Source organism: Streptomyces sp. JLBG701 (assembly GCF_058544905.1).
Map to the genome: position 1 here is coordinate 3,266,232 of NZ_CM178588.1, position 23,188 is coordinate 3,289,419.

Here is a 23,188-nt window from a genome sequence, read left to right on the forward strand (position 1 = left end):
TCCTTGGTACGTAACGGGGTTCTGGTCATGGGGAGTTGGTGACGAGGCGGCCGTGGTGTCAGCGGGGTCGGATGGACACCACGGCCGCCTCGGGTTTTGGGTGCGGCTGAGTGGGGGCTGGGCGCGCAGTTCCCCGCGCCCCTCAGGGGGCGCCAGTAGCCGGCGTTTTAACCCTTCGTGCCGCCTGCCGTCAGGCCGGTCACCAGGTTCTTCTGCACGAGGTAGAAGAACGCCGACACCGGTATCGCGATCAACACCGCGGTCGCAGCCATCAGGTTGCGCTGCGCATCGTGCTCACTCACGAAGCTCTGCAGCCCGACCGCGAACGTGTACTTAGTGTCGGACAACATGAACGTCGACGCGAACGCGACCTCACCGAACGCCGTGAGGAAGCTGTAGAACGCGGCGACCGCGAGCCCCGGCTTGGCGAGCGGCAGGATCAGTCGGGCGAACGTGCCGAAGGGGGTCAGCCCGTCGACGCGTCCGGCCTCGTCGATCTCGAACGGGATGGTGTCGAAGTAACCCTTGAGCAGCCAGGCGCAGTACGGCACCGCGGTCGTGCAGTACACGAGGATGAGCCCAAGGTAACTGTCGACGAGCTGCAGGTCCGAGAGCATCTGGTACATCGGCACCATGAGTACGGCTACCGGGAACATCTGGGTGACCAGTAGCACCCACATGAACTTCCGGTACCCCGGAAAACGCATGCGGGAGACGGCGTAACCCGTGGTCGCGGCGATCAGCACGCCGATCACCGTCGTGCCGAGCGACACGATCAGCGAACTCTTCAGCCAGTCGAAGAAGGCCGTGTGCTGCAGGACGAACGAGTAGTTGTCGAACGTCATCTTGTCCCAGATGCCGCCGGGGTGGAGGTAGTCGTCCTTGTCCGGGCCGAGGGACAGGAAGACCAGCCAGGCGATCGGGAACAGCGCGATCAGGCACGCGAAGATCAGGATGCCGTGCGAGACGAGGGAGCCGGCGAGGCTGTTCTCGCCGCGGCGCCGGACCCGGCGGGGGGCGAGCGAGGAGCGCTGCTCGCTCGCGTCGGCGGGGGTCTCAACTGTGGTCGTACTCATGGGGACTCCTGCCTCAGATCGCGAGCTGCTGGTCATTGCGGTTCAGCCAGCGGCGGTAGAAGGAGGTGAAGACGATCAGGATGGCCAGCAGCAGGATGCCGTAGGCGGCCGACTGCGCGAAGTCGCGCGGCTGTTGGCCGAAGCCGAGGAAGTAGGCCCAGGTGACGAGGATCTGGGCATCCGGGGCCGTGTTGCCGAACAGCAGGAAGATGACGGCGAACTGGTTGAAGGTCCAGATGATGCCGAGGAGTACGACGGTGGAGCTGACGGACCTCAGGCCCGGCAGGGTGACGTACCGGAACCGCTGCCAGGCCGTGGCGCCGTCCATCTCCGCGGCCTCGTACAGCGAGGTGTCGATGGACTGCAGTCCGCCGAGCAGCGAGACCATCATGAACGGCACACCGCACCAGGTGTTGACCATGATCGCGGCGAACCGCTGCCAGAAGGTGTCCTCCAGCCAGGCCGGGCTGGGCAGATGGAGCGTGTCCAGGAAGGTGTTGATGATGCCGCCGTCGGCGAGCATGAAGCGCCAGCCGAAGACGGTGACGAAGGTCGGCACGGCCCAGGGCAGGACCAGGATCAGCCGGTAGAGCGTGCGGCCGCGCAGCTTCTGGTTGAGCAGCAACGCGAGACCGAGCCCGATGCAGTAGTGCAGGGTGACGCAGACCGCGGTCCAGACGATCGTCCAGATGAAGTGCGACCAGAAGCGGTCGTACGCGGTCGGGCCCCACAGGATGTCGGCGTAGTTGTCCAGGCCGATGAACTTGTAGGTGGCGTCGATGTGGTTGACGCCGATGGTGCGGGCCGTGTTGAGGCTGTTGGCGTCGGTGAGCGTGAGGTAGACGCCGTACACCAGGGGGTAGAGCACGAGGACGCCGAGCACGACCGCCACGGGGGTGATCATCACGTAGGCGTACCAGTGCTTCTGGTAGCTGTGCTTCAGGCGTTGGCCCAGCCCGGGCCGCGGCGCGCGGTCACCGCGGCGTTTGCCGGTGGCGCGGTCGATGGCGACTGTCATGTTCGACACCTTCTGGAAGTTCTACGGCCTTGAGGTTCTACGGCACTGGGCAGTGGCCGGGCTCAGGGAAGTGCGGCTGGGCACAGGCCGGTGGCCGCCGGATCTCTCCCCCCATCGGGAGATCCGGCGGCCACGCTGGCTCACTTGCTGAAGTCCGGGACCAGCTTGGCGATCGCGGTCTCAGCGGTGCTCAGACCCTCGTCGAGGGACTCCTTGCCGCCCGCGATCTTGGGCAGTTCGGTGTCCAGCGGGCCCCACAGGGAGCTGTACTCGGGCAGAGCCGGGCGCGGCTGGGCGGCGGCGAGGACGCCCTGGTAGCCGGCGATGCCCGGGTCGGCCTTGACCTCGGCGGTGTAGGCGTCGTCGCGCGTGGGGAGCGTGGAGTTCTTCAGCGCGATCGTCGACTGGGACTTGGCGGAGGTCATGAAGTTGACGAACTTCAGGGCCGCCTTCTGGTGTGCGGAGTCCGAGCCGGCGTAGACCGAGAGGTTGTGGCCGCCGGTCGGGGCGCCCGCCGTGCCGGAGGAACCGGCCGGGACGGTCGCGATGCCGAGGTTGGACTTGTCCGTGAACGCCGAGCCCTTGTAGAAGTTCGTGATCTCCCAGGGGCCCTGGATGATCGCGGCGACCTTGCCGTTGATGAACGCGTCCTGGATGTGGGCGTAGGCGTCGGCGGTGGTGTCGGCCTTGTGCAGGCCCTTGCCGTCGAAGAGGTCCAGCCAGGTGCCGTACGCCTTCTTGGCCTCGGCCGAGTTCACGGTGATCTTCTTGGCGTCGGCGTCGACGGTGTCGGTGCCCTCGCCGTAGAGGAAGGACTGGGCGTAGTAGGCCTGGGTGGAGCCCCAGTAGCCGTCGACGCCGGTCTTGGCCTTGATCGTGGCGGCGGCGGTCTTCAGTTCGTCCCAGGTGGTGGGGGCGGCGACGCCGGCCTTCTCGAAGAGTTCCTTGTTGTAGACCAGGGCGAGGGTGTCGGTGACCAGCGGCACGCCGTACGTCTTGCCGTCGTACTGGGCCTGCGTGATCAGGTTCGACTTGAACTTGCTCTGGTCCGCGAGGGCCTCGGTGCCGTCCAGCGGCAGGAAGTAGCCCTTCTTCGCGAAGGCGGGGGTCCAGCCGACCTCGGAGCGCAGGATGTCCGGGGCGCCGGAGGCACCGGCGGCCGTGTCGAACTTGTTCTGCGCCTGGTCGAACTGGACGTTGACGTACTTGACCTTGATGTCCTTGTTGACCGCCTCGAACTCCTTGACCAAGGCCTTGTACGTCGGCGCCTCGTTGGTGGCGTTGGAGGTGTCCCACCAGGTGATGGTGACCGGCCCGTCGGCACTGTCGCCGCTGTCGCTTCCGCCGCAGGCCGTCGCCGCGAGGGCGAGGGACGCCACCAGCGCGGTGGCCGCTATGCCACGCCGCATGAGTTCTCCTTGAGGGTGAAAGCCCGTGTGCTCACAGAAGCGGCCCCGTCCGCCGTTTCTGTCGACTTGCCGACTGCGCCGTTGCCGCCGCCGGGCGTCGCCGAACGTAACAGCGATGTAAGCGGCGCGAAAGACCTTGCAGCAAAAAACTGCAAGACGGCCCGAGAGTTATCTCCGCGTGACCTTCTCCTGACCCCCGTGAAACCAGGCATTGAGGCGGCTGAGCGGGCAGTGGGACACTTGTGCAAGACTCTGCAAGCTCTGCAAGCTCTTGCCGTACGCCGACCAGAACATGAGGGAGCGCGATGACGCAGCAACCCGCAGCGGGCCGTTCAACCGGCCGCGCCCGGCGTCCGTTTGGTGTGCAGGGTGAGGGCCGACCGGTACAGTCCAATCCCGTGACCACACGGCTTGCCGACATCGCTGCTCAGGCGGGGGTGAGCGAAGCGACCGTCAGCCGCGTCCTCAACGGCAAGCCGGGCGTCGCCGCCACCACCCGCCAGTCCGTACTGGCCGCCCTCGACGTGCTGGGCTACGAGCGTCCGGTGCGCCTGCGGCAGCGCAGCGAGGGTCTGGTGGGCCTGATCACGCCGGAGCTGGAGAACCCGATATTCCCGGCGTTGGCCCAGGTCATCGGCCAGGCGCTGACGCGGCAGGGCTACACGCCGGTGCTCGCCACCCAGACCCCGGGCGGTTCCACGGAGGACGAGCTGACCGAGATGCTGGTCGACCGGGGCGTGGCCGGCATCATCTTCGTCTCCGGGCTGCACGCGGACACCTCCGCCGACATGCAGCGCTACGAGCAGTTGCGGGCGCAGGGCGTGCCGTTCGTGCTCGTCGACGGCTTCTCCCCCAAGGTGCAGGCGCCGTTCATCTCCCCCGACGACCGTGCGGCGATGACGCTGGCGGTGACGCACCTGGTGTCGCTGGGCCACACAAGGATCGGTCTGGCGCTGGGCCCGAAGCGGTTCGTGCCGGTACAGCGCAAGATCGAGGGCTTCGTACGCTCGATGCAGGACCAGCTGGGCCTGAACGCGCAGGACATCGAGACGGACCTCGTCCAGCACTCCCTGTACACCCTGGAGGGCGGCCAGGCCGCGGCCACAGCACTCTTCGACCGCTCCTGTACGGCGGTGGTGTGCGCGAGCGACATGATGGCGCTCGGCGCGATACGGGCGGCGCGGCAGCGGGGTCTGGAAGTGCCGAAGGACGTCTCGGTCGTCGGTTTCGACGACTCCCCCCTGATCGCCTTCACGGATCCGCCGCTAACGACGATCCGCAAGCCGGTCCCGGCGATGGGACAGGCCGCGGTGCGCACGCTGCTTGAGGAGATCGGCGGGACGCCCGCGCCGCACAGCGAGTTCGTGTTCATGCCGGAGCTGGTGGTGCGGGGTTCGACCGCTTCGGCGCCTGGTGACCGTAATCGTCCCTAAGGCGGAGAATTCCCTTCCCACGGCAGTGCGCTGGTAGTAGTCAGGGGGGTCTGGCCGTCGTAGAACGTGCGACCTGAACCAGACCAGGGGATGATCGGGGGGCGAAGGCTTTTCTGGCAGACTCATGCCCATGGGTGAGACGACCGTGACGACGATTGAGGAAGGCCGCGAAGAGGCCGTTCCGTACCCCGTCGCGGACGAAACGGAGCAGGGTTTCCTGCACCGGCTGCGCGCTCCGCGCCGACCCCGGTTGTGGTTCGAGATCCTGCTGATCGCGGTGAGTTACTGGACTTACTCACTGATCCGTAACGCCGCGCCGGAGCAGCGGGGCAAGGCCCTGCGCAACGCCGACTGGATCTGGCGGGTCGAGCACGATCTCGGGATCGCCGTCGAGGAGTCGGTCAACCACGCTGTGAACTCGGTGACTTGGCTGATCGTGGGCATGAACTACTACTACGCCACCCTGCACTTCATCATCACGCTCGGTGTACTGGCGTGGCTGTTCCGTAGCCACCCCGGCCGCTACGCGGCAACACGCATGGCACTGTTCGCGACTACGCTCGTGGCCCTGGTCGGTTACTACCTGTATCCGCTCGCCCCGCCCCGTCTCATGAACGGCGGCGACTTCGTCGACACGGTGATGGTCCACCACACCTGGGGTTCGATGGCCTCCGGCGACCTGAAGAACGTGTCGAACCAGTACGCCGCGATGCCGTCCATGCACATCGGCTGGTCCCTGTGGTGCGGCCTGACGATCTTCGCGCTGGCGTCCGTCCCCTGGGTGCGCGTCCTGGGCCTCCTCTACCCGGCGACGACACTGATCGTGATCGTCGCGACGGCCAACCACTTCTGGCTGGACGCGGTCGGCGGCATCCTCTGCCTCGCCTTCGGCTTCACGGTCGCCCGCCTCTGGTACGGCGCCCTGCCGTACTCCCTGCCGAAGCTGGTACCGGCACGGGAGCCGAGGCGCCCGCTCCTCCCGACGAAGGCAGAGCCGGGCCCCTGCACGGTGACGGTGGAACGACAAAGCGCTACGCCCCGTAGAACAGCACCTCGACCAGCGCGCGAGCCCTCCGAGTAGTACGCCGATAGTCATCGAGCATGTCCCCCACATGCCCCGGCCCATACCCCAAGTACCGCCCCACGGCGGCGAGTTCACGCCCGCCGGACGGGAACGTGTCCCCGGCCCGCCCTCGCACCAGCATCACGGCGTTCCGCACTCGCGAGGCCAGTATCCACGCCTCGTCGAGGATCGCGGCATCCTCCCCGGAGATCAGCTCGGCCGCACACGCGGCGGCCAGCGCCTCCCGGGTCCGCGTCGTGCGCAACCCCGGCTCCACCCACCCGTGCCGGAGCTGGAACAGCTGCACGGTCCACTCCACGTCGGACAGCCCCCCACGCCCCAGCTTGGCGTGCAGCGTGGGGTCGGCGCCGCGCGGCATCCGCTCCGTCTCCATCCGTGCCTTGAGCCGCCGGATCTCCCGTACGGCGTCGTCCCCGAGCCCCTCCGCCGGGTACCGCAGCGGATCGACGAGCTCGATGAACCGTCGCCCCAGGTCCAGGTCGCCGGCCACGACTTCGGCCCGCAGCAGGGCCTGCGACTCCCACACCAACGACCAGCGCCGGTAGTACGCCTCGTAGGAGTTCAACGTCCGTACGAGCGGCCCGGACTTGCCCTCCGGTCGGAGATCCGCGTCGATCAGCAGTGGCGGATCCGCGCTGGGCACCTGCAGCAGCCGCCGCATCTCGGAGACGACCCGGTTGGCGGCCTCGGAGGCCTCCCGCTCCCCCACTCCGTCCCGCGGCTCGTGCACGAACAGCACGTCCGCGTCCGAGCCGTAGCCCAGTTCGTGCCCGCCGAACCGCCCCATGCCGATGATCGCGAACCGGGTGGGCAGGGTGTCCCCCCACCCGTCCCGTACGACGGCCCGCAGGGTCCCGGCGACGGTGGCCGCCGTCAGATCCGAGACGGCACCCCCGACCCGGTCGACCAGCGCCCCGGGATCCGCCTCGACGGGCGAGGTCTCGGTGCCGTACGAGCCGACGATGTCGGCGGCGGCCGTACGGAACAGTTCCCTGCGCCGCACTCCGCGCGCCGCCCTGACCGCCTGTTCGCCGCCCTCCGCGCGTCCGACCGCCGCGAGGATCTCCTGCTCCAGATGGGCACGCTCGCGCGGCTCCAGCCCCCCGCCGTCACCGTCACCCAGCAGCGCGACGGCTTCCGGCGCCCGCATCAGCAGGTCGGGGGCGAGCCGCCCGGCGGAGAGCACCCGGGCGAGGTTCTCGGCGGCGGCGCCCTCGTCTCTCAACAGCCGTAGATACCAAGGGGTCTTCCCCAGCGCGTCGGACACCTTGCGGAAGTTGAGGAGCCCGGCGTCCGGATCGGCCGAGTCGGCGAACCACCCCAACAGGACCGGCAGCAGCGTGCGTTGAATGGCGGCCTTGCGTGTGACGCCGGACGCCAGCGCCTCCAGATGCCGCAGTGCGGAGGCCGGATCCGCGTACCCCAGCGCGACGAGCCGCTCCCGTGCCGCCTCCACGCTCAACCGGGCTTCCCCGGGGGCGAGTTGGGCGACGGCGGCCAGCAGCGGCCGGTAGAACAGCTTCTCGTGGAGCCGCCGTACCACGGAGGCGTGCCGCTTCCACTCGCGGTTCAGTTCGACGACGGGGTCGGCCCGCAGCCCCAACGACCGCCCGATACGCCGCAGATCGGCGTCGTCCTCGGGCACGAGATGCGTACGCCTCAGCCGGTAGAGCTGGATCCGGTGCTCCATGGACCGCAGAAAGCGATACGCGTCGTCCAGCTGAACGGCGTCGTCCCGCCCGACATACCCGCCGGCCGCGAGCGCGCTCAGCGCGTCCAGGGTGGTGCCGCTGCGCAGCGACACGTCGGCCCGCCCGTGCACCAACTGCAGGAGCTGTACGGCGAATTCGACGTCACGCAGTCCCCCGGGCCCGAGCTTCAGCTCCCGCTCGACCTCCGCCACCGGAATGTTCTCGATGACCCGGCGGCGCATCTTCTGCACGTCGGCGACGAAGTTCTCGCGCTCGGCGGCCTTCCACACCAGGGGTTCGAGCGCGGCGACGTAGTCCTCGCCGAGGCCGAGGTCGCCGGCCACCGGCCGTGCCTTGAGGAGCGCCTGGAACTCCCAGGTCTTGGCCCAGCGTTGGTAGTAGGCGAGATGGCTGCTGAGCGTACGCACCAGCGGGCCGTTTCTGCCCTCGGGCCGCAGGTTGGCGTCGACGGGCCAGATCGAGCCCTCGATCGTCGTCTCGGAGCAGATCCGCATCATGTGCGAGGCGAGCTTGGTCGCGGACCGCAGCGCCTTGCCCTCGTCGGCGCCCTCGACGGCCTCGCCGACGAAGATGACGTCGACGTCCGACACGTAGTTCAGCTCGTGTCCCCCGCACTTCCCCATCGCGATGACCGCGAGCCGGCACGCGGCGGCGTCGTCGGGTGCGGCGGCCCGTGCGATGGCGAGGGCGGCACGCAGGGTCGCGGTGGCGAGATCGGCGAGTTCGGCGGCGGTCTGGGCGAGGTCGGTGGTGCCGCACACGTCGCGGGCGGCGATGGACAGCAGGCAGCGCCGGTAGGCGACGCGCAGCGAGACGGGGCCTGTGGCCTCGGCGAGGCCCCGCTCGAACTCCTCCACCCCGGGATGGAGGTCGCGCGGCTCGTACGTGACGAGCGCCTCCCAGTCGCGGGGGTGCCGGGCGAGATGGTCGGCGAGGGCGGCGGAGGCGCCGAGGACGCCGAGCAGGCGGTCGCGCAGCGGCTTGGCCGCTATCAACGTGTCGAGGAGTTCACGCCGGGCCGTGTGACCGGGCTGCGCTTCGAGGAGCCTGACGAGTCCGCGCAGGGCCAGATCCGGGTCGGCGACGGCGCCGAGCGCGTCGAGGAGGATCGGGTCGTTCCTTATGGGCGCGAGTTCCGTGCTGTCCAGGAGCCGCTCGGCGCCCGAGGGATCGGTGAAACCGTGCCGCAGCAGCCGCGTGAAGGTACTGCTCCTGCGCCCCGGCGCCGTCATCCTCGGCCTCCTGTCGGATCAAGGTCGTACTGGCCCGAGCCTAACCGCAGTACCTGCGGGAAGCTCCGGGGCAGAGCGCGATGAGTTGCGCCGCCGTACCGGGTCTGCCCTTCTGAGAAGACATCCGGCGGCCCGGAGGACACGCCATGACGACGAACAGAGAACCGCGGACCCGTCTCGACTCCCGCTACAGCGATACGACGGCCACCGCACGCCCCTGGGCGGAGGCCGAGTCTCTGCTCGCGGAGGCCGAGCTGTTCTGGATCTCGACGGTACGGCCGGACGGGCGGCCGCATGTGACACCGCTGCCGGCGGTGTGGGCGCACGGGGCGCTGCACTTCTGCACCGGCCCCGAGGAGCGCAAGGCGAGGAACCTGGCGGGGAACCCGCACGTGGTGCTGACGACGGGCACGAACACCTGGGACAAGGGTTACGACCTGGTGGTGGAGGGCGAGGCCGTGCGGGTGTCCGACGACGACCGGCTGCGGGAACTGGCCGCGGCGTGGGAGGCGAAATACGGCAGCTTCTGGCACTTCGAGGCGCGGGACGGTTTCTTCCACCACGGCGCTGGACACGCCGCTGTCTACACGGTGGCGCCACAGACGGTTTTCGGCTTCGGTAAGGGGGAGCCGTTCAGCCAGACCCGCTGGCGGTTCGCATGACGTCCGACCAACATGCCGACAAAGGAGTCGCGCCATGGACATGACCCTCGAAGTGATCCTGCTGCCGGTCTCCGACGTGGACCGGGCCAAGGAGTTCTACCGGGACAAGGTCGGTTTCCACGTGGACCTCGACGGCGAGGTCATGGAGGGAGTACGGATCGTCCAGCTCACGCCGCCCGGCTCCGGCTGTTCCATCGCCCTGGTCGACGGCCTCCAGGTCCCGACGGGGACGCCGAAACCGGGGACGTACCACGGGATGCAGCTGTGTGTCACGGACGCGAAGGCGGCCTACGACGAGCTGACCGCCCGCGGCCTCGACGTGACCGAGCCCCAGGTGTTCGCACCGCAGGACGGCGCCACCTTCATGTACTTCAAGGACCCGGACGGCAACGGCTGGGCGATCCAGGAGTACCGCCAGCGGGCGACGAAGCCGCTGCACGCGCTGCTGACGGAGCTGGCCGCCGACGGTCGGTAGACGCCCGGATCACCCGGGGCCGCGCCTGCGGCCCCGGGTCGGACGGCGACGCCTAGAGAACCGGCAGGTTCTTCCGCAGCTCGAAGGCCGTGACCTCGCTGCGGTACTCCTCCCACTCCTGGCGCTTGTTGCGCAGGAAGAAGTCGAAGACGTGTTCGCCGAGGGTTTCGGCGACGAGTTCGCTGCGCTCCATGAGGCCCAGTGCCTCGCCGAGGTTCTGCGGGAGGGGCTCGATGCCCATCGCGCGGCGCTCGGCGTCGGAGAGGGCCCAGACGTCGTCGTCGGCGCCCGGCGGAAGCTCGTAGCCCTCCTCGATGCCCTTGAGGCCGGCGGCCAGCAGGACGGCGTACGCCAGGTACGGGTTCGCGCCGGAGTCCAGCGAGCGGACCTCCACGCGCGCGGAGCCGGTCTTGCCGGGCTTGTACATCGGGACGCGGACCAGGGCCGAGCGGTTGTTGTGGCCCCAGCAGATGTACGAGGGGGCCTCGCCGCCGGCGCCCGCGGTGCGCTCGGAGCCGCCCCAGATGCGCTTGTAGGAGTTGACCCACTGGTTGGTGATGGCGGAGATCTCCGCCGAGTGCTTCAGCAGGCCGGCGATGAAGGAGCGGCCGACCTTGGAGAGCTGGTACTCCGAGCCGGACTCGTAGAACGCGTTGCGGTCGCCCTCGAAGAGGGAGAGGTGCGTGTGCATGCCGCTGCCGGGGTGTTCCGAGAACGGCTTGGGCATGAACGTCGCCTGGACGCCCTGCTCCAGCGCCACCTGCTTCATGACCAGGCGGAACGTCATGATGTTGTCCGCCGTGGAGAGCGCGTCGGCGTAGCGCAGGTCGATCTCCTGCTGGCCCGGGGCGCCCTCGTGGTGGGAGAACTCGACCGAGATGCCCATCGACTCCAGCATGGTGATCGCCTGGCGGCGGAAGTCCATGCCCACGTTGTGCGGGGTGTGGTCGAAGTAGCCGGAGTTGTCGGCGGGGGTCGGGCGGGAGCCGTCGGTCGGCTTCTCCTTGAGGAGGAAGAACTCGATCTCCGGGTGGGTGTAGAAGGTGAAGCCCAGGTCGGAGGTCTTCGCGAGGGCGCGCTTGAGGACGTAGCGCGGGTCCGCGAAGGACGGGGAGCCGTCCGGCATGAGGATGTCGCAGAACATCCGGGCCGTACCGGGGGCCTCGGCGCGCCACGGCAGGACCTGGAAGGTCGACGGGTCCGGCTTGGCGATCATGTCCGACTCGTATACGCGGGCGAAGCCCTCGATGGCGGAGCCGTCGAAGCCGATGCCCTCGTCGAAGGCCTGCTCCAGCTCGGCGGGGGCCACGGCGACGGACTTGAGGAAGCCCAGCACGTCCGTGAACCACAGCCGTACGAAACGGATGTCGCGCTCCTCCAACGTCCGGAGCACGAACTCCTGCTGCTTGTCCATCTTCCGCTTCCCCATCCTTGCTGGTCAGGCCGCCTGTCTCCCGCACCACGGGAGGCGGTCGGGCACCTGAGCATCCCACCACAACACCATTTCATGCGCGTTGCCGACCATGATCGTGCGGCCGACCTCGGCGTGAACGCCTCGCGTATGGCAGGTGTACGGCTCAATGAGCCGGTGAACTGCTCCACCGCCCATATTGCCTGCTCGCACCGACATCCGTAATGCCCGGCCCCGCCGATCCGCCATTCCTGAGCCCTGACTGTCCCCGGCGACACCCTCCCCCACTACGATCAGCGGACCCGAACCGTCCCTTTCCCCAGAAGGACACACACCTCATGGGTTCCGCCAACAAGACCAGCTCCGCCGAGCGCAAGGCGCGCATAGAGGAGATGCGGCGCGCCGAGCGTGCCCGCGAGCGTCGCAACCGGGTGCTCATCATCACGGCCAGTGTCGTGGTCGTCGCCGCTCTCGCGGTCGGCACCGTCGTCCTCGTGCGGTCGCAGTCCGACGACAGCAGCACGGCGTCCGACTCCAAGGGCTCCGGGCACTTCACCACCGGCAAGGACGGCGTGAAGACCTGGTCGGCGAAGCTGAGCCAGACCCATGTCACCAAGACCGTGAAGTACCCGATGGAGCCCCCGGTCGGCGGTGACCACAACCAGGTGTGGATGAACTGCAACGGCGATGTCTACACCAAGGCGATCAACAACATGAACGCCGTGCACTCGCTGGAGCACGGCGCGGTGTGGGTGACGTACACCAGCAAGGCCTCGAAGTCGGATGTCGACGCGCTCGCGGCGAAGGTGAAGGCGACGCCGTACACGCTGATGAGCCCGGACGAGAAGCAGGCGGACCCGATCATGCTGTCGGCGTGGGGGCACCAGCGGACGGTGACGGGCGCGGACGACCCGAACGTCGCCAAGTTCTTCGAGACCTACGTCCAGGGCAAGCAGACGCCGGAGCCTGGCGCCGCCTGCACGGGTGGTCTGTCGCAGTGAGGCAGGTGGCATGGATCGCGTCGGCCGCGGCGGGCGTGCTGGTCGCGGCCGGTGCGATCACCTACGCGGTCGCCGAGGACGGCGGCTCCGCGACACAGACTCCGGCCGCCGACTCCGCCGACGCGGGCTTCGCGCGCGACATGGCGGTGCATCACCAGCAGGCCGTGGAGATGTCGTACATCGTGCGCGACCGCACGAAGGACACAGAGGTCCGGCGGCTCGCCTACGACATCGCGCAGACGCAGGCCAACCAGCGCGGCATGCTGCTGGGCTGGCTCGATCTGTGGGGGCTGCCGAAGGTGTCGGCGGACGGGCCGATGACCTGGATGGGCATGGGTGACATGGCGTCCGGCAAGGACGGCTCGCTGATGCCCGGCATGGCGACCAACACCGAGCTGGAGAAGCTGAACACGCTCAGCGGCGAGCAGGCCGAGGTGTTCTACCTCCAGCTGATGACGGACCATCACAAGGGCGGCATCCACATGGCGGAGGCCTGTGTCGCCGAGTGCGCGGTCAGGGTGGAGAAGAACCTCGCGCAGGGGATGGTCGACGCGCAGGAGTCCGAGATCCAGTTGATGGCGGACATGTTGAAGGAGCGGGGCGCCAAGGCGCGTTCGTAGGCGCGCGTCCCCTTGTTCGCGGGGATTCATGCGGACGTAAGCCCCAAATCCCTTGCCGTTACGGTTCCTTGGGGCCTTCTTGGGGCACCCATTCCCTTCGGAATTCCCTGGCATGAACGGTTCATCGCAAGAGTGGCCACCGTCGAGTGATCACTCGCGATGAACCGCAAACAGGGGGTTCCATGAGATCCAACCGCGCCAAGGTGCGCGCCTCAGTGAGCATGGCAGCGACACTGCCTCTGCTCGCGGGCGCGCTGGCGCTCGGCATACCCGCCGCGCACGCCGCGGACGACCCGGGCCGGGACACCCTCGCGGGCACCAAGCCCACGTGGGCCACCGCCAAGGCGGACAAGGGAGCCACGTCCGACGGCTCCGCTCTCTCCGCCCGGGTCTATCTCGCCGGCCGGGACGCCACCGGTCTGGCCGCGTACGCCAAGGCCGTGTCGGACCCGGACTCGGCCTCGTACGGCAAGTACCTGAGCGCCTCGCAGGCTCAGACGCGCTTCGGCGCCACCGCCGACCAGGTGGCCGCCGTCAAGTCGTGGCTGACGTCCGCCGGGCTCGAGGTCACCGGTGTCACGCAGCACTACGTCACCGTCTCCGGTGACGTGGCCGCCGCCGAGAAGGCGTTCGGCACCCAGCTGCACAACTACACCAAGGGCACCAAGACATACCGCGCACCGGCCAAGGCGGCCTCCGTGCCGGACGCGCTGAACGGTGCCGTCCTGACCGTCACCGGCCTGGACACCGCGCCGCACAAGGCGAGCCACAGCGACACGCTGCCGGAGCCGGAGACCGTGTTCCGCAACTCCGGGCCGTTCTCCTCGTACTACGGCTCGAACATCGCGACCACGCTGCCGGACGCCTACGGCACGAAGATCCCGTACGCCGTCAAGGGCTACACGGGCAAGCAGCTGCGGGCCGCGTACGGCGCGGGCAGCTGGACGGGCAAGGGGGTGCGGGTCGCCATCACCGACGCGTACGCCTCATCGACCATCGCCTACGACGCGGCCACCTACGCGAAGAAGCACGGCGACGCGGCCTACACCACCGGCCAGCTGACCCAGGTCCTGCCCAAGAAGTACACGAAGACCGAGGAGTGCGGGGCGGCCGGCTGGTACGGCGAGGAGACCCTCGACGTCGAGGCCGTGCACGCGGTCGCGCCGGCCGCTGACATCGTCTACGTCGGCGGCGCCTCCTGCTACGACGACGACCTGCTCGACTCGCTCAGCAAGATCGTCGACAAGCACCTGGCCGACATCGTCTCCAACTCCTGGGGCGACATCGAGGCCAACCAGACGCCGGACCTCGCGGCCGCCTACGACCAGGTGTTCCAGTTCGGCGCGGTCGAGGGCATCGGCTTCTACTTCTCCTCCGGCGACAGCGGCGACGAGGTCGCCAACACCGGTACGAAGCAGGTCGACATCCCGGCCAGCTCGGCGTGGGTGACGGCGGTCGGCGGCACCTCGCTGGCCGTCGGCAAGGGCGACAGGTACCAGTGGGAGACCGGCTGGGGCACCGAGAAGGCCGTGCTGTCGGCTGACGGCACGAGCTGGACGGGCTTCCCGGGCGCGTTCACCTCCGGTGCGGGCGGCGGCACCAGCAAGACCGTCGCCGAGCCCTTCTACCAGAAGGGTGTCGTGCCGGACGCGCTCGCCAAGGCCAACAGTGCCACCGGCAACCGAGTCGTGCCGGACATCGCGGCGGTCGCCGACCCGAATACCGGCTTCAAGGTCGGCCAGACCCAGACCCTCCCCGAGGGCGGGCAGGCCTACAGCGAGTACCGGATCGGCGGCACCTCGCTCGCCGCGCCGGTGATCGCGGCCGTGCAGGCGCTGGCCCAGCAGGCGCGGGGCGGCAAGGCGATCGGGTTCGCCAACCCGTCGATCTACGCCAAGTACGGGTCGAAGGTGTATCACGACGTCACGGACAACCCCACGGGGTCCGGACTCGCCGTGGCCCGCCTCGACTTCGTCAACGGCTACGACGCGGCGGACGGGATCACCACGTCCGTCCGCAGCCTCGGCAAGGACAGCTCGCTGTCGGCCGTGAAGGGGTACGACGACGTGACCGGCGTGGGTACGCCCACGGGCGGATACGTGGAGTCGTACCGCCGACGGTAGTCATCTGATGGGGGTGGTGTGAGGTGTCGTCCACCTCACACCACCCCCATCGCGTCGTTCTGACGATTACACTGGGCCTGTGCCTCAGCTTCGACTCGCTCTGAATCAGATCGACTCGCGCGTCGGCGACATCGCCGGCAACGCGGAGGCGATCGTCCGCTGGACCCGGCACTCCGCCGGGCAGGGAGCGCACCTCGTCGCGTTCCCTGAGATGGTGCTGACCGGGTATCCCGTCGAGGACCTGGCGCTGCGGTCGTCCTTCGTGGAAGCCTCCCGCGCTGCCCTGCTCTCGCTCGCCGCGTGGCTGGCCGACGAGGGCTTCGGGGAGTTGCCGGTGATCGTCGGCTACCTCGACCGTTCCGAGTCCGGCCGGCCGAAGTTCGGGCAGCCGGCGGGCGCGCCGAGGAACGCGGCGGCGGTGCTGCACCGGGGCGAGGTCGTCCTGGCCTTCGCCAAGCACCACCTGCCGAACTACGGCGTCTTCGACGAGTTCCGCTACTTCGTGCCCGGCGACACCATGCCGGTGATCCGGGTGCACGGTGTCGATGTCGCCCTCGCCATCTGCGAGGACCTGTGGCAGGACGGCGGCCGCGTACCGGCCGCGCGCAGCGCCGAGGCCGGGCTGCTGATCTCGATCAACGCCTCCCCCTACGAGCGCGACAAGGACGACACCCGCCTCGAACTGGTCCGCAAGCGGGCCCAGGAGGCCGGCTGCACCACCGCCTACCTGGCGCTGACGGGCGGCCAGGACGAGCTGGTCTTCGACGGCGACTCGATCGTGGTGGACCGCGAGGGCGAGGTCCTCGCCCGGGCACCGCAGTTCTCCGAGGGCTGCGTCGTCCTCGACCTCGACCTGCCGGCGGCCTCGCCGGACGCACCGACGGGCGTGGTGGACGACGGTCTGCGCATCGACCGAGTGGTGCTGTCCGAGGCGCCGCTCCCGCCGTACGAGCCGGAGCACACCGGCAGCCACGCGGACCGTCTCGACGACGACGAGGAGGTCTACTCGGCGCTGGTCGTGGGCCTGCGGGCGTACGTCACGAAGAACGGCCTCAAGTCCGTCCTGGTCGGTCTGTCGGGCGGTATCGACTCGGCGCTGGTGGCGGCGATCGCGTGCGACGCGGTGGGCGCGTCGAACGTGTACGGCGTGTCGATGCCGTCGAAGTACTCCTCCGACCACTCGAAGGGCGACGCGGCGGAACTGGCCCGGCGCACGGGCCTGAACTTCCGTACGGTCCCGATCGAGCCGATGTTCGACGCGTACATGGACTCGCTGGGCCTGACAGGGCTGGCGGAGGAGAACCTCCAGTCCCGCCTCCGCGGCACCCTGCTGATGGCGATCTCCAACCAGGAGGGCCACATCGTGCTGGCGCCGGGCAACAAGTCCGAGCTGGCGGTGGGGTATTCGACGCTCTACGGCGACTCGGTGGGCGCGTACGGCCCCATCAAGGACGTGTACAAGACGTCGATCTTCCGCTTGGCGGAATGGCGCAACCGGGCGGCTCGCGAGCGTGGCCAGACCCCGCCGATCCCGGAGAACTCCCTCACCAAGCCGCCGAGCGCCGAGCTGCGCCCGGGCCAGATCGACACGGACTCGCTGCCCGACTATCCGGTGCTGGACGCGATCCTCGACCTCTACGTCGACCGGGACCAGGGCGCGGACGAGATCGTCGCGGCCGGTTTCGACCGGGACCTGGTCACCAAGACGCTGCGGATGGTCGACACGGCGGAGTACAAGCGGCGCCAGTATCCGCCGGGCACGAAGATCTCCGCGAAGGGGTTCGGCAAGGACAGGCGGCTGCCGATCACGAACGGCTGGCGCGAAACGGCGTAGCCGAATGACGGCAACCATCCTTCCCCGGGCGGCCACTTAGGTCTGACATCGCCGAACCGCCCCGAAGGATCCGCCTGATGAGACCGCCCCGTACGACCCACCGCCTGCGCGGACGCCTCACGCGTCCGGTGCCTCTCGCGCTCGCCGCCGCACTAGTGGCGACGACCGGCGCCCTGGTGCCCATGCTGGCCAACGGTGCCGAGCCCACCTGCGCGGTGGACTACGCGGTCACCGGCGAGTGGGCTGACGGCTTCCAGGGGGCCGTCGAGATCACCAACTCGGGCAAGCCGGTGACCAGTTGGCGGCTCACCTTCAAACTCACCGGTGGCGAGAAGGTCACCGAGGGCTGGAACGGCACCTGGACCCAGTCCGGCGCGACCGTGAGAGTGAAGAGCATCAGCGGGAACGGCTCGCTGGCCACCGGAGGCAGAGTCAGCGCCGGCTTCACGGCCTCGCGGTCCGGCGCCACCTCGGTACCCGGTTCGTTCAAGCTCAACGGCAAGACCTGCGCCTCGGGCGTGGACGTGACCCCGAGTTCCGGTTCGACCGTCGCGCCCACCTTCAGCGAGTCCAGCTCCCCCACGGCGACCCCGACGGCCACAACCACGCCGTCGGCGACCGGGACGGTGAGCGCGGCCGAGTGGAACCCGCCGTCCGGCCTCGTGCAGCCGCTCGGTGAGGTCTGGGATCACATGGCGTCGACGTACCCGGACATCTACGGCTTCAAGAACTACGGCTTCGACCAGATCATGGCCAACAAGGGCAGCGTCAACTACTGCGTCCGCTGGGACTCCGACAACCCGGTCACCGCCGATCTCCGCGACCGGATCGAATCGACCCTGCAGAAGCAGTTCGGCAAGTGGATGGACGCCCTCACCGAGAACGGCGCGGGCTACAACGACTGGCCCTACGCCAAGGTCCCGGTCAAGGTCGTCGGCTGGGCCGTCAAGGACCGCGCCACCCTGAAGTGGACCGACGACTCCGTCGACATCTACGCCGGCAACCTGGACGAGGGCGGCGCCCCCCAATGCGCCCCGCCCTGCGGCCGGTTCTTCCACCAGGACGGCGACTACTCCCAGTGCCCCGGCAAGGAGGAACGCCACTACGACCAGTCCCTCTGGCTCACCAAGGGCATGGGCTTCGGCGGCGCCGGCGGTGACTGGGGCCAGCGCGTCGACCAGGAGTACTTCACGAACGGCCTGGACGAGGAGAACCTGCACATCTACCTGCACGAGGTGGGCCACACGTTCGGCCTCGACGACTTCTACGACTGGACCCCGACGGGCGTCGGCGGCTTCATCATGAACGCCGGCAGCGCGACGGAGATCACCGAGTTCGACAAGTGGATGGTCAGGGACTTCTGGCGGCACATCAAGAGCCGTTACGGATTCTGAACCGCCTCCGCGAGAGCGGCGCCGGTTCAGGTGCAAAAAGGCGGCAGCCCGCCGACGGGGGAAGTTCGGCGGGCTGCCCTGGTGCCACAGTGGCTCTATCGGTCAGTGGACGGAGTGCTCCTCCAAGGGGAACGTTCCGCCAACCACGTCCTCCGCAAACGCCTTCGCCGCGTTCCCCATGACCTCACGCAGGTTGGCGTACTGCTTGACGAACTTCGGGACCCGCCCACCCGTAAGCCCGAGCATGTCGGTCCACACCAGTACCTGCGCGTCGGTCTCCGCCCCGGCCCCGATCCCGACCGTGGGAATGTGCAGTACCCGAGTCACCTCGGCGGCCAGCTCCGCCGGAACCAGCTCCAGTACCACCGCGAACGCGCCCGCGTCCTGCACGGACTTCGCATCGCGCAGCAGCTGCTGGGCCGCCTCCTCGCCCCGCCCCTGCACGCGATAGCCCATGGAGTTGACGGACTGCGGCGTCAGCCCGATGTGGGCCATCACCGGGATGCCGGACTCCACCAGCAGCCGGATCTGGCCGTGCGACCGCTCGCCGCCCTCCAGCTTGACGGCCCCGACGCCGGCCTCCTTCACCAGCCGGGTCGCCGAGCGCAGCGCCTGCACCGGACCCTCCTGGTAGGACCCGAAGGGCAGGTCGCCCACGATGAGGGCGCGGGAGGTGCCCCGCACGACGGCGGCCGACAGCATCGTCATCTCGTCGAGGGTGACGGGCACGGTGGTCTCGTAGCCGAGGTGGCAGTTTCCCGCCGAGTCGCCGACGAGCATGACCGGGATCCCGGCCTCGTCGAAGACGGACGCGGTCATCGCGTCGTAGGCGGTGAGCATGGGCCACTTCTCGCCCCGCTCCTTGGCGAGGGCGATGTCACGAACGGTGATACGGCGTGTGCCCTTGCCTCCGTACAGCGCATTGCCGCTGCCGCCGGAGGAACTGTTCTGGGCAGCCGAAAGCTGCGTCATTGCAACGGCTCCTTACGTCATCTCGAGGCACCCTTACGGCGTCCCCGGATCACCTCCATGGTGGCACCTCGGCCTGGGGACGGCTAGGGGACCCCCTGTGACCTACATCCGGTGAGCCGCACCCGTTTTCGGCGTGCTGGGTAAGGCCTCGGTAAAGGATTTCCGATACGAGACGGTGCCGTATCGAAATTCCTCTAGGCTCGTCCCCATGACGACTCGACCTGCCCCCGCCACCCGGATCCCCGAAGCGGTGCACAAACGCCGCTGGGCAATCCTCGGCGTGCTGATGCTGAGCCTGCTGATCGTGGTGCTCGACAACTCGATCCTGAACGTCGCCGTCAAGACGATCTCCACCCCCGCCCCGACCGGCCTGGGCGCCACCCAGGGCGAGCTGGAGTGGGCGATCAACGCCTACACCCTCGTCTTCGCCGGCCTGCTCTTCTCGGCCGGGCTCCTCGGTGACCGGCTGGGCCGTAAGCGGGTCCTGCTCGGCGGTCTCGCCTTCTTCGGCATCGGCTCGGCCCTCGCCGCCTTCTCCGGCACGCCCACCGAACTCATCGCCTTCCGCGCGGTGATGGGCCTGGGTGCCGCGTTCGTGATGCCCGCCACCCTCGCCGTCCTCATGAACGTCTTCGAGCGCGACGAGCAGCCCAAGGCCATCGGCATCTGGGCCGGCGGCGTCGGCCTCGCCATCGCCATCGGCCCGATCACCGGCGGCGTTCTCCTCGACCACTTCTGGTGGGGCTCGGTCTTCCTCATCAACGTGCCGATCGTGCTCATCGCGATCGCCCTGATGGTGTGGCTGGTGCCCGACTCCCGCGACCCGAACCCCGGCCGCGTGGACCCCGTCGGCGTCGTCCTGTCCGTCGTGGGCCTCGTCCTGCTCGTCTACGGCATCATCAAGGGCGGCCAGCTCGCCGACTTCACCGACCCGCAGGTCCTGGCGACGATCGGCGCGGGCCTCGCCGTACTCATCGGCTTCGTCGTGTTCGAGGCGCGCAGCGACCATCCGTCCGTCGACGTGCGCTACTTCAAGAACAAGGTCTTCTCGGCCGCGATCTCCGCCATCGCGCTGGTCTTCTTCGCGCTGATGGGCGTGACCTTCTTCTCCGTCTTCTACACGCAGAGCGTGCGCGGCTACTCGCCGCTGCAGACCGGTCTGCTGATGCTGCCGCTCGCCGTCGCCCAGCTGTTCTTCGCACCGCGCGCCCGGCTGGTCGTCGACCGCTTCGGCAACAAGGCCACCACCACGGGCGGCCTGCTCCTCATCGCCGCGATGCTCGCCGCCTTCGCCACGTTGGACGCCGACACCCCGATCTGGATCCTGGAGGTCATCTTCTTCCTCATGGGCACCGGCATGGCGCACATCATGACGCCGACCAGCGTCGTCATCATGCAGGCCCTGCCTCGCGAGAAGGCCGGCTCCGCCTCCGCCCTCAGCAACACCTTCCGCCAGGTCGGCGGCGCCCTCGGGATCGCCGTACTCGGCTCGGTCCTGTCCACCGCCTACCGCGACGGCATCGAGGGCAAGCTGGGCCTCGTCCCCGCCGGCCTGCGCCACACCGCGGGCGAGTCCATCGAGGCGACGCTCGCCGTGGCCGCCAAGCTCGGCCCCGAGGGCAAGGCCCTCGTCACCCCCGCCAACGACGCCTTCCTGCACGCCATGCACGTCACCGCCCTGTGCGGCGCCGGGGTCGCGGTCATCGGCGCGGTGGTCGTGGCGCTGTTCCTGCCCGGGAAGCAGCCCGCGCCCCAGGCGGACAAGGAGGAGACGGAACTGGCCAACGCGTAGGCCACGGGCGCCTACGAGACGTACGCGAGGGAGAATCCTCCCAGTGCAACGAAGGGAAGGACGCACGTGAGCCTCGCCGACAGCCAGCACCGGCACGAGGGCCCGGTCAGGGGGCGCCCCCGCAGCGAGGCCGTGGAACGCGCCATCATCGAGGGCGTGATGAAGCTCCTGGAGGACGGCGTCCCGCTCGCCGAACTCTCCATCGAGCGCATCGCCCGCACCGCCGGCGTGGGCAAGGCCACCATCTACCGCCGGTGGAGCGGCAAGGAGGAGCTGTTCGTCGACGTCATGCGCGCCGCCGAGCCCCCCGACCCCGAACTGCCCGGCACGTCGATGCGCGACGATCTCGTCGTCCTCCTCGAATCGATGCGTCAGCGCGGCCTGGTCAACCGCTCCTCCGCGATCCTGCACAACGTCCATGTCCAGATGAAGAGCAGCCCGAAGATCTGGGCCGCCTACGACAACACCGTCATCGCCCCGCGCCGCAGGCTCGGCAACGAAGTCCTGCGCCGCGGACAGGAGAACGGCGAACTCCGCGCGGACCTCGACATCGAGCTGCTGAACGACATCTTCATGGGCCCCATGCTCGTACGCGCCGTCATGCGCCCGGACGCCGACCTCCCCGAGGACCTCGCGGAACGGATCGTCGACACGCTCCTCGAAGGCCTACGGCCCGTCAGTTCACCGCCTCCGTAACCACTGTGCGGGTTTCGTCACAGGGGGCGGCGTTGAGCTCGGTGTTCGGAACTCCGGACGGCGACTTGTTCGTCCTCGTCCGAGTACGCCCGTCATGGGAGGGCGGGAACGGAACCGATCATCCCCTAGGGTCGTAGGCACGGGGACGATGGTGTGCACGGCAGGTAGTGAGGCGAAGGTATGGCGCAGCAGGCGTACGCGACGGAGACGGACAACGGAGGCTCGGGACCCGAGCGCCGGGGCTCCCGGCTTCGGAGCCTGCTCGGCAGACTTCTCGACGGCTGGCGGGGCGATCCGCGGATCTGGCGGCGCGGTCTGGTCGTGGCCGCGATCGCGGTGCTGCTCGCCCTGGTCATGCTGGTCCACTCGCGCATCCCGAACCGGATCGGCAACCTCGGCAGCCTCACGGAGACCTTCCTGCCCTGGGTGGGGCTGCTCATCCCCGTGCTGCTCGTCCTCGCGCTGGTCCGGAAGTCCGCGACCGCGCTGATCGCGGTGCTGCTACCGTCCGTCGTCTGGCTGAACCTGTTCGGCGGGCTGCTCACCGACAAGGCCGGCAGCGGCGGCGACCTCACGGTGGCCACGCACAACGTCAACGCCGACAACACCGACCCCTCCGGCACCGCCCGCGACGTGGCCGCCTCCGGCGCCGACGTGGTGGCCCTGGAGGAACTGACGGCGACCGCGGTCCCGACGTACGAGAAGGCCCTTGAGTCGACGTACAGGTACCACTCGGTGCAGGGCACGGTCGGACTGTGGAGCAAGTACCGGCTGAGCGGCGTCAAGGCCGTCGACATCAAGCTCGGCTGGACGCGCGCGATGCGGGCCACGGCCGCCACGCCGGAGGGGCAGGTCGCCTTCTACGTCGCCCACCTCCCGTCGGTGCGGGTGAAGCTGGAGGCCGGGTTCACGGCCCGGCAGCGCGACAAGAGCGCCGACGCGCTCGGCGAGGCCATCGCCGACGAGAAGCTCACGAAGGTCGTCCTGCTCGGCGACCTCAACGGCACCATGAACGACCGCGCGCTCAACGCCGTCACCGCCCAGATGCGCTCCACGCAGGGCGCGGCGGGCAGCGGCTTCGGGTTCAGCTGGCCGGCGTCGTTCCCGATGGCGCGCATCGACCAGATCATGGTCAAGGGCGTCGAGCCGGAGAGCTCGTGGACCCTGCCGCAGACGGGCAGCGACCATCTGCCGGTGGCCGCGCGTGTGAAGGTCGACACACCAGTCTCGTAAAGCCCCAGGGC

Annotated in this window: 18 protein-coding genes and 1 pseudogene; 13 read left to right on the plus strand and 6 right to left on the minus strand. The window is 68.9% G+C overall.

All coding sequences use genetic code 11. The annotated features are described in order from the left end of the window. Positions 1-167: 167 nt before the first annotated feature. The 3 genes from AC5DRG_RS14940 to AC5DRG_RS14950 form a co-directional block, all read right to left on the minus strand. Positions 168-1,076: a sugar ABC transporter permease gene (locus AC5DRG_RS14940; protein WP_491810979.1), complete on the minus strand. Its 909-nt coding sequence runs from the start codon at positions 1,074-1,076 to the stop codon at positions 168-170. 13 nt (positions 1,077-1,089) lie between these two features. Next, positions 1,090-2,094, minus strand: a complete 1,005-nt coding sequence (locus tag AC5DRG_RS14945; RefSeq protein WP_491810980.1) for a carbohydrate ABC transporter permease — start codon at positions 2,092-2,094, stop codon at positions 1,090-1,092. A gap of 140 nt (positions 2,095-2,234) precedes the next feature. Beyond that, the gene (locus AC5DRG_RS14950; RefSeq protein WP_491810981.1) at positions 2,235-3,503 is read right to left on the minus strand and encodes an extracellular solute-binding protein; all 1,269 of its coding nucleotides are present in this window, start codon (positions 3,501-3,503) and stop codon (positions 2,235-2,237) included. Between the two features lie 398 nt (positions 3,504-3,901). Between AC5DRG_RS14950 and AC5DRG_RS14955 the strand changes: the two genes are divergently transcribed. Next, a complete protein-coding gene (locus AC5DRG_RS14955) occupies positions 3,902-4,936 on the plus strand; it encodes a LacI family DNA-binding transcriptional regulator (protein WP_491810982.1) in 1,035 nt (344 codons plus the stop codon). A 130-nt stretch (positions 4,937-5,066) separates the two neighbouring features. Further along, a complete protein-coding gene (locus AC5DRG_RS14960; protein ID WP_491810983.1) occupies positions 5,067-6,017 on the plus strand; it encodes a phosphatase PAP2 family protein in 951 nt (316 codons plus the stop codon). Here the strand turns inward: AC5DRG_RS14960 and AC5DRG_RS14965 are convergent. Next, positions 5,968-8,964 carry a bifunctional [glutamine synthetase] adenylyltransferase/[glutamine synthetase]-adenylyl-L-tyrosine phosphorylase gene (locus AC5DRG_RS14965; protein WP_491810984.1) on the minus strand — a complete coding sequence of 999 codons (2,997 nt, stop codon included), beginning with the start codon at positions 8,962-8,964 and terminating at the stop codon, positions 5,968-5,970. The two genes, AC5DRG_RS14960 and AC5DRG_RS14965, sit on opposite strands and share 50 nt — an antisense overlap. A gap of 146 nt (positions 8,965-9,110) precedes the next feature. Here AC5DRG_RS14965 and AC5DRG_RS14970 point away from each other — a divergent pair, with 146 nt between their 5' ends. Both AC5DRG_RS14970 and AC5DRG_RS14975 read left to right on the plus strand, forming a co-directional pair. Beyond that, positions 9,111-9,626 carry a pyridoxamine 5'-phosphate oxidase family protein gene (locus AC5DRG_RS14970; protein ID WP_491810985.1) on the plus strand — a complete coding sequence of 172 codons (516 nt, stop codon included), beginning with the start codon at positions 9,111-9,113 and terminating at the stop codon, positions 9,624-9,626. A 34-nt stretch (positions 9,627-9,660) separates the two neighbouring features. Then, positions 9,661-10,101 (plus strand): VOC family protein, encoded by a 441-nt coding sequence (locus AC5DRG_RS14975; RefSeq protein ID WP_491810986.1) that lies wholly within the window; start codon positions 9,661-9,663, stop codon positions 10,099-10,101. Between the two features lie 52 nt (positions 10,102-10,153). Here the strand turns inward: AC5DRG_RS14975 and AC5DRG_RS14980 are convergent, their stop codons facing one another. After that, positions 10,154-11,515 carry a glutamine synthetase family protein gene (locus AC5DRG_RS14980; RefSeq protein WP_491810987.1) on the minus strand — a complete coding sequence of 454 codons (1,362 nt, stop codon included), beginning with the start codon at positions 11,513-11,515 and terminating at the stop codon, positions 10,154-10,156. Between the two features lie 335 nt (positions 11,516-11,850). On the opposite strand from AC5DRG_RS14980, the gene AC5DRG_RS14985 reads away from it, so the two are divergent. From AC5DRG_RS14985 to AC5DRG_RS15010, 6 genes and pseudogenes are all read left to right on the plus strand, one after another. Then, on the plus strand, positions 11,851-12,513 hold the full coding sequence (locus tag AC5DRG_RS14985; RefSeq protein WP_491810988.1) for a thioredoxin-like domain-containing protein: 663 nt from the start codon (positions 11,851-11,853) through the stop codon (positions 12,511-12,513). Further along, positions 12,510-13,133: a DUF305 domain-containing protein gene (locus AC5DRG_RS14990; protein WP_491810989.1), complete on the plus strand. Its 624-nt coding sequence runs from the start codon at positions 12,510-12,512 to the stop codon at positions 13,131-13,133. Before AC5DRG_RS14985 ends, AC5DRG_RS14990 begins: the two co-directional genes overlap by 4 nt. Before the next feature lie 182 nt (positions 13,134-13,315). Beyond that, positions 13,316-15,256, plus strand: coding sequence for a S53 family peptidase (locus AC5DRG_RS14995; protein WP_491810990.1), 1,941 nt, complete (start codon positions 13,316-13,318; stop codon positions 15,254-15,256). Between the two features lie 79 nt (positions 15,257-15,335). Further along, positions 15,336-17,090, plus strand: coding sequence for an NAD+ synthase (locus tag AC5DRG_RS15000; RefSeq protein ID WP_491810991.1), 1,755 nt, complete (start codon positions 15,336-15,338; stop codon positions 17,088-17,090). A gap of 182 nt (positions 17,091-17,272) precedes the next feature. Beyond that, positions 17,273-17,587 (plus strand): annotated as a pseudogene (locus AC5DRG_RS15005) (cellulose binding domain-containing protein); the annotation flags it as partial. 27 nt (positions 17,588-17,614) lie between these two features. Continuing rightward, entirely contained in the window at positions 17,615-18,484 is an 870-nt protein-coding gene (locus AC5DRG_RS15010) for a hypothetical protein (protein ID WP_491813043.1), read from the plus strand. A gap of 102 nt (positions 18,485-18,586) precedes the next feature. Here AC5DRG_RS15010 and panB read toward each other — a convergent pair whose 3' ends face one another. Continuing rightward, on the minus strand, positions 18,587-19,456 hold the full coding sequence (gene panB, locus AC5DRG_RS15015) for a 3-methyl-2-oxobutanoate hydroxymethyltransferase (RefSeq protein ID WP_491810992.1): 870 nt from the start codon (positions 19,454-19,456) through the stop codon (positions 18,587-18,589). A gap of 208 nt (positions 19,457-19,664) precedes the next feature. On the opposite strand from panB, the gene AC5DRG_RS15020 reads away from it, so the two are divergent. The 3 genes from AC5DRG_RS15020 (at position 19,665) to AC5DRG_RS15030 (ending at position 23,177) form a co-directional block, all read left to right on the plus strand. Beyond that, positions 19,665-21,248 carry an MFS transporter gene (locus AC5DRG_RS15020; RefSeq protein ID WP_491810993.1) on the plus strand — a complete coding sequence of 528 codons (1,584 nt, stop codon included), beginning with the start codon at positions 19,665-19,667 and terminating at the stop codon, positions 21,246-21,248. A gap of 66 nt (positions 21,249-21,314) precedes the next feature. Next, positions 21,315-21,944 carry a TetR/AcrR family transcriptional regulator gene (locus AC5DRG_RS15025; RefSeq protein WP_491810994.1) on the plus strand — a complete coding sequence of 210 codons (630 nt, stop codon included), beginning with the start codon at positions 21,315-21,317 and terminating at the stop codon, positions 21,942-21,944. Between the two features lie 180 nt (positions 21,945-22,124). Further along, complete coding sequence (locus AC5DRG_RS15030) at positions 22,125-23,177, plus strand: endonuclease/exonuclease/phosphatase family protein (protein WP_491810995.1); 1,053 nt, start codon at positions 22,125-22,127, stop codon at positions 23,175-23,177. The last annotated feature ends 11 nt before the right edge of the window (positions 23,178-23,188 follow it).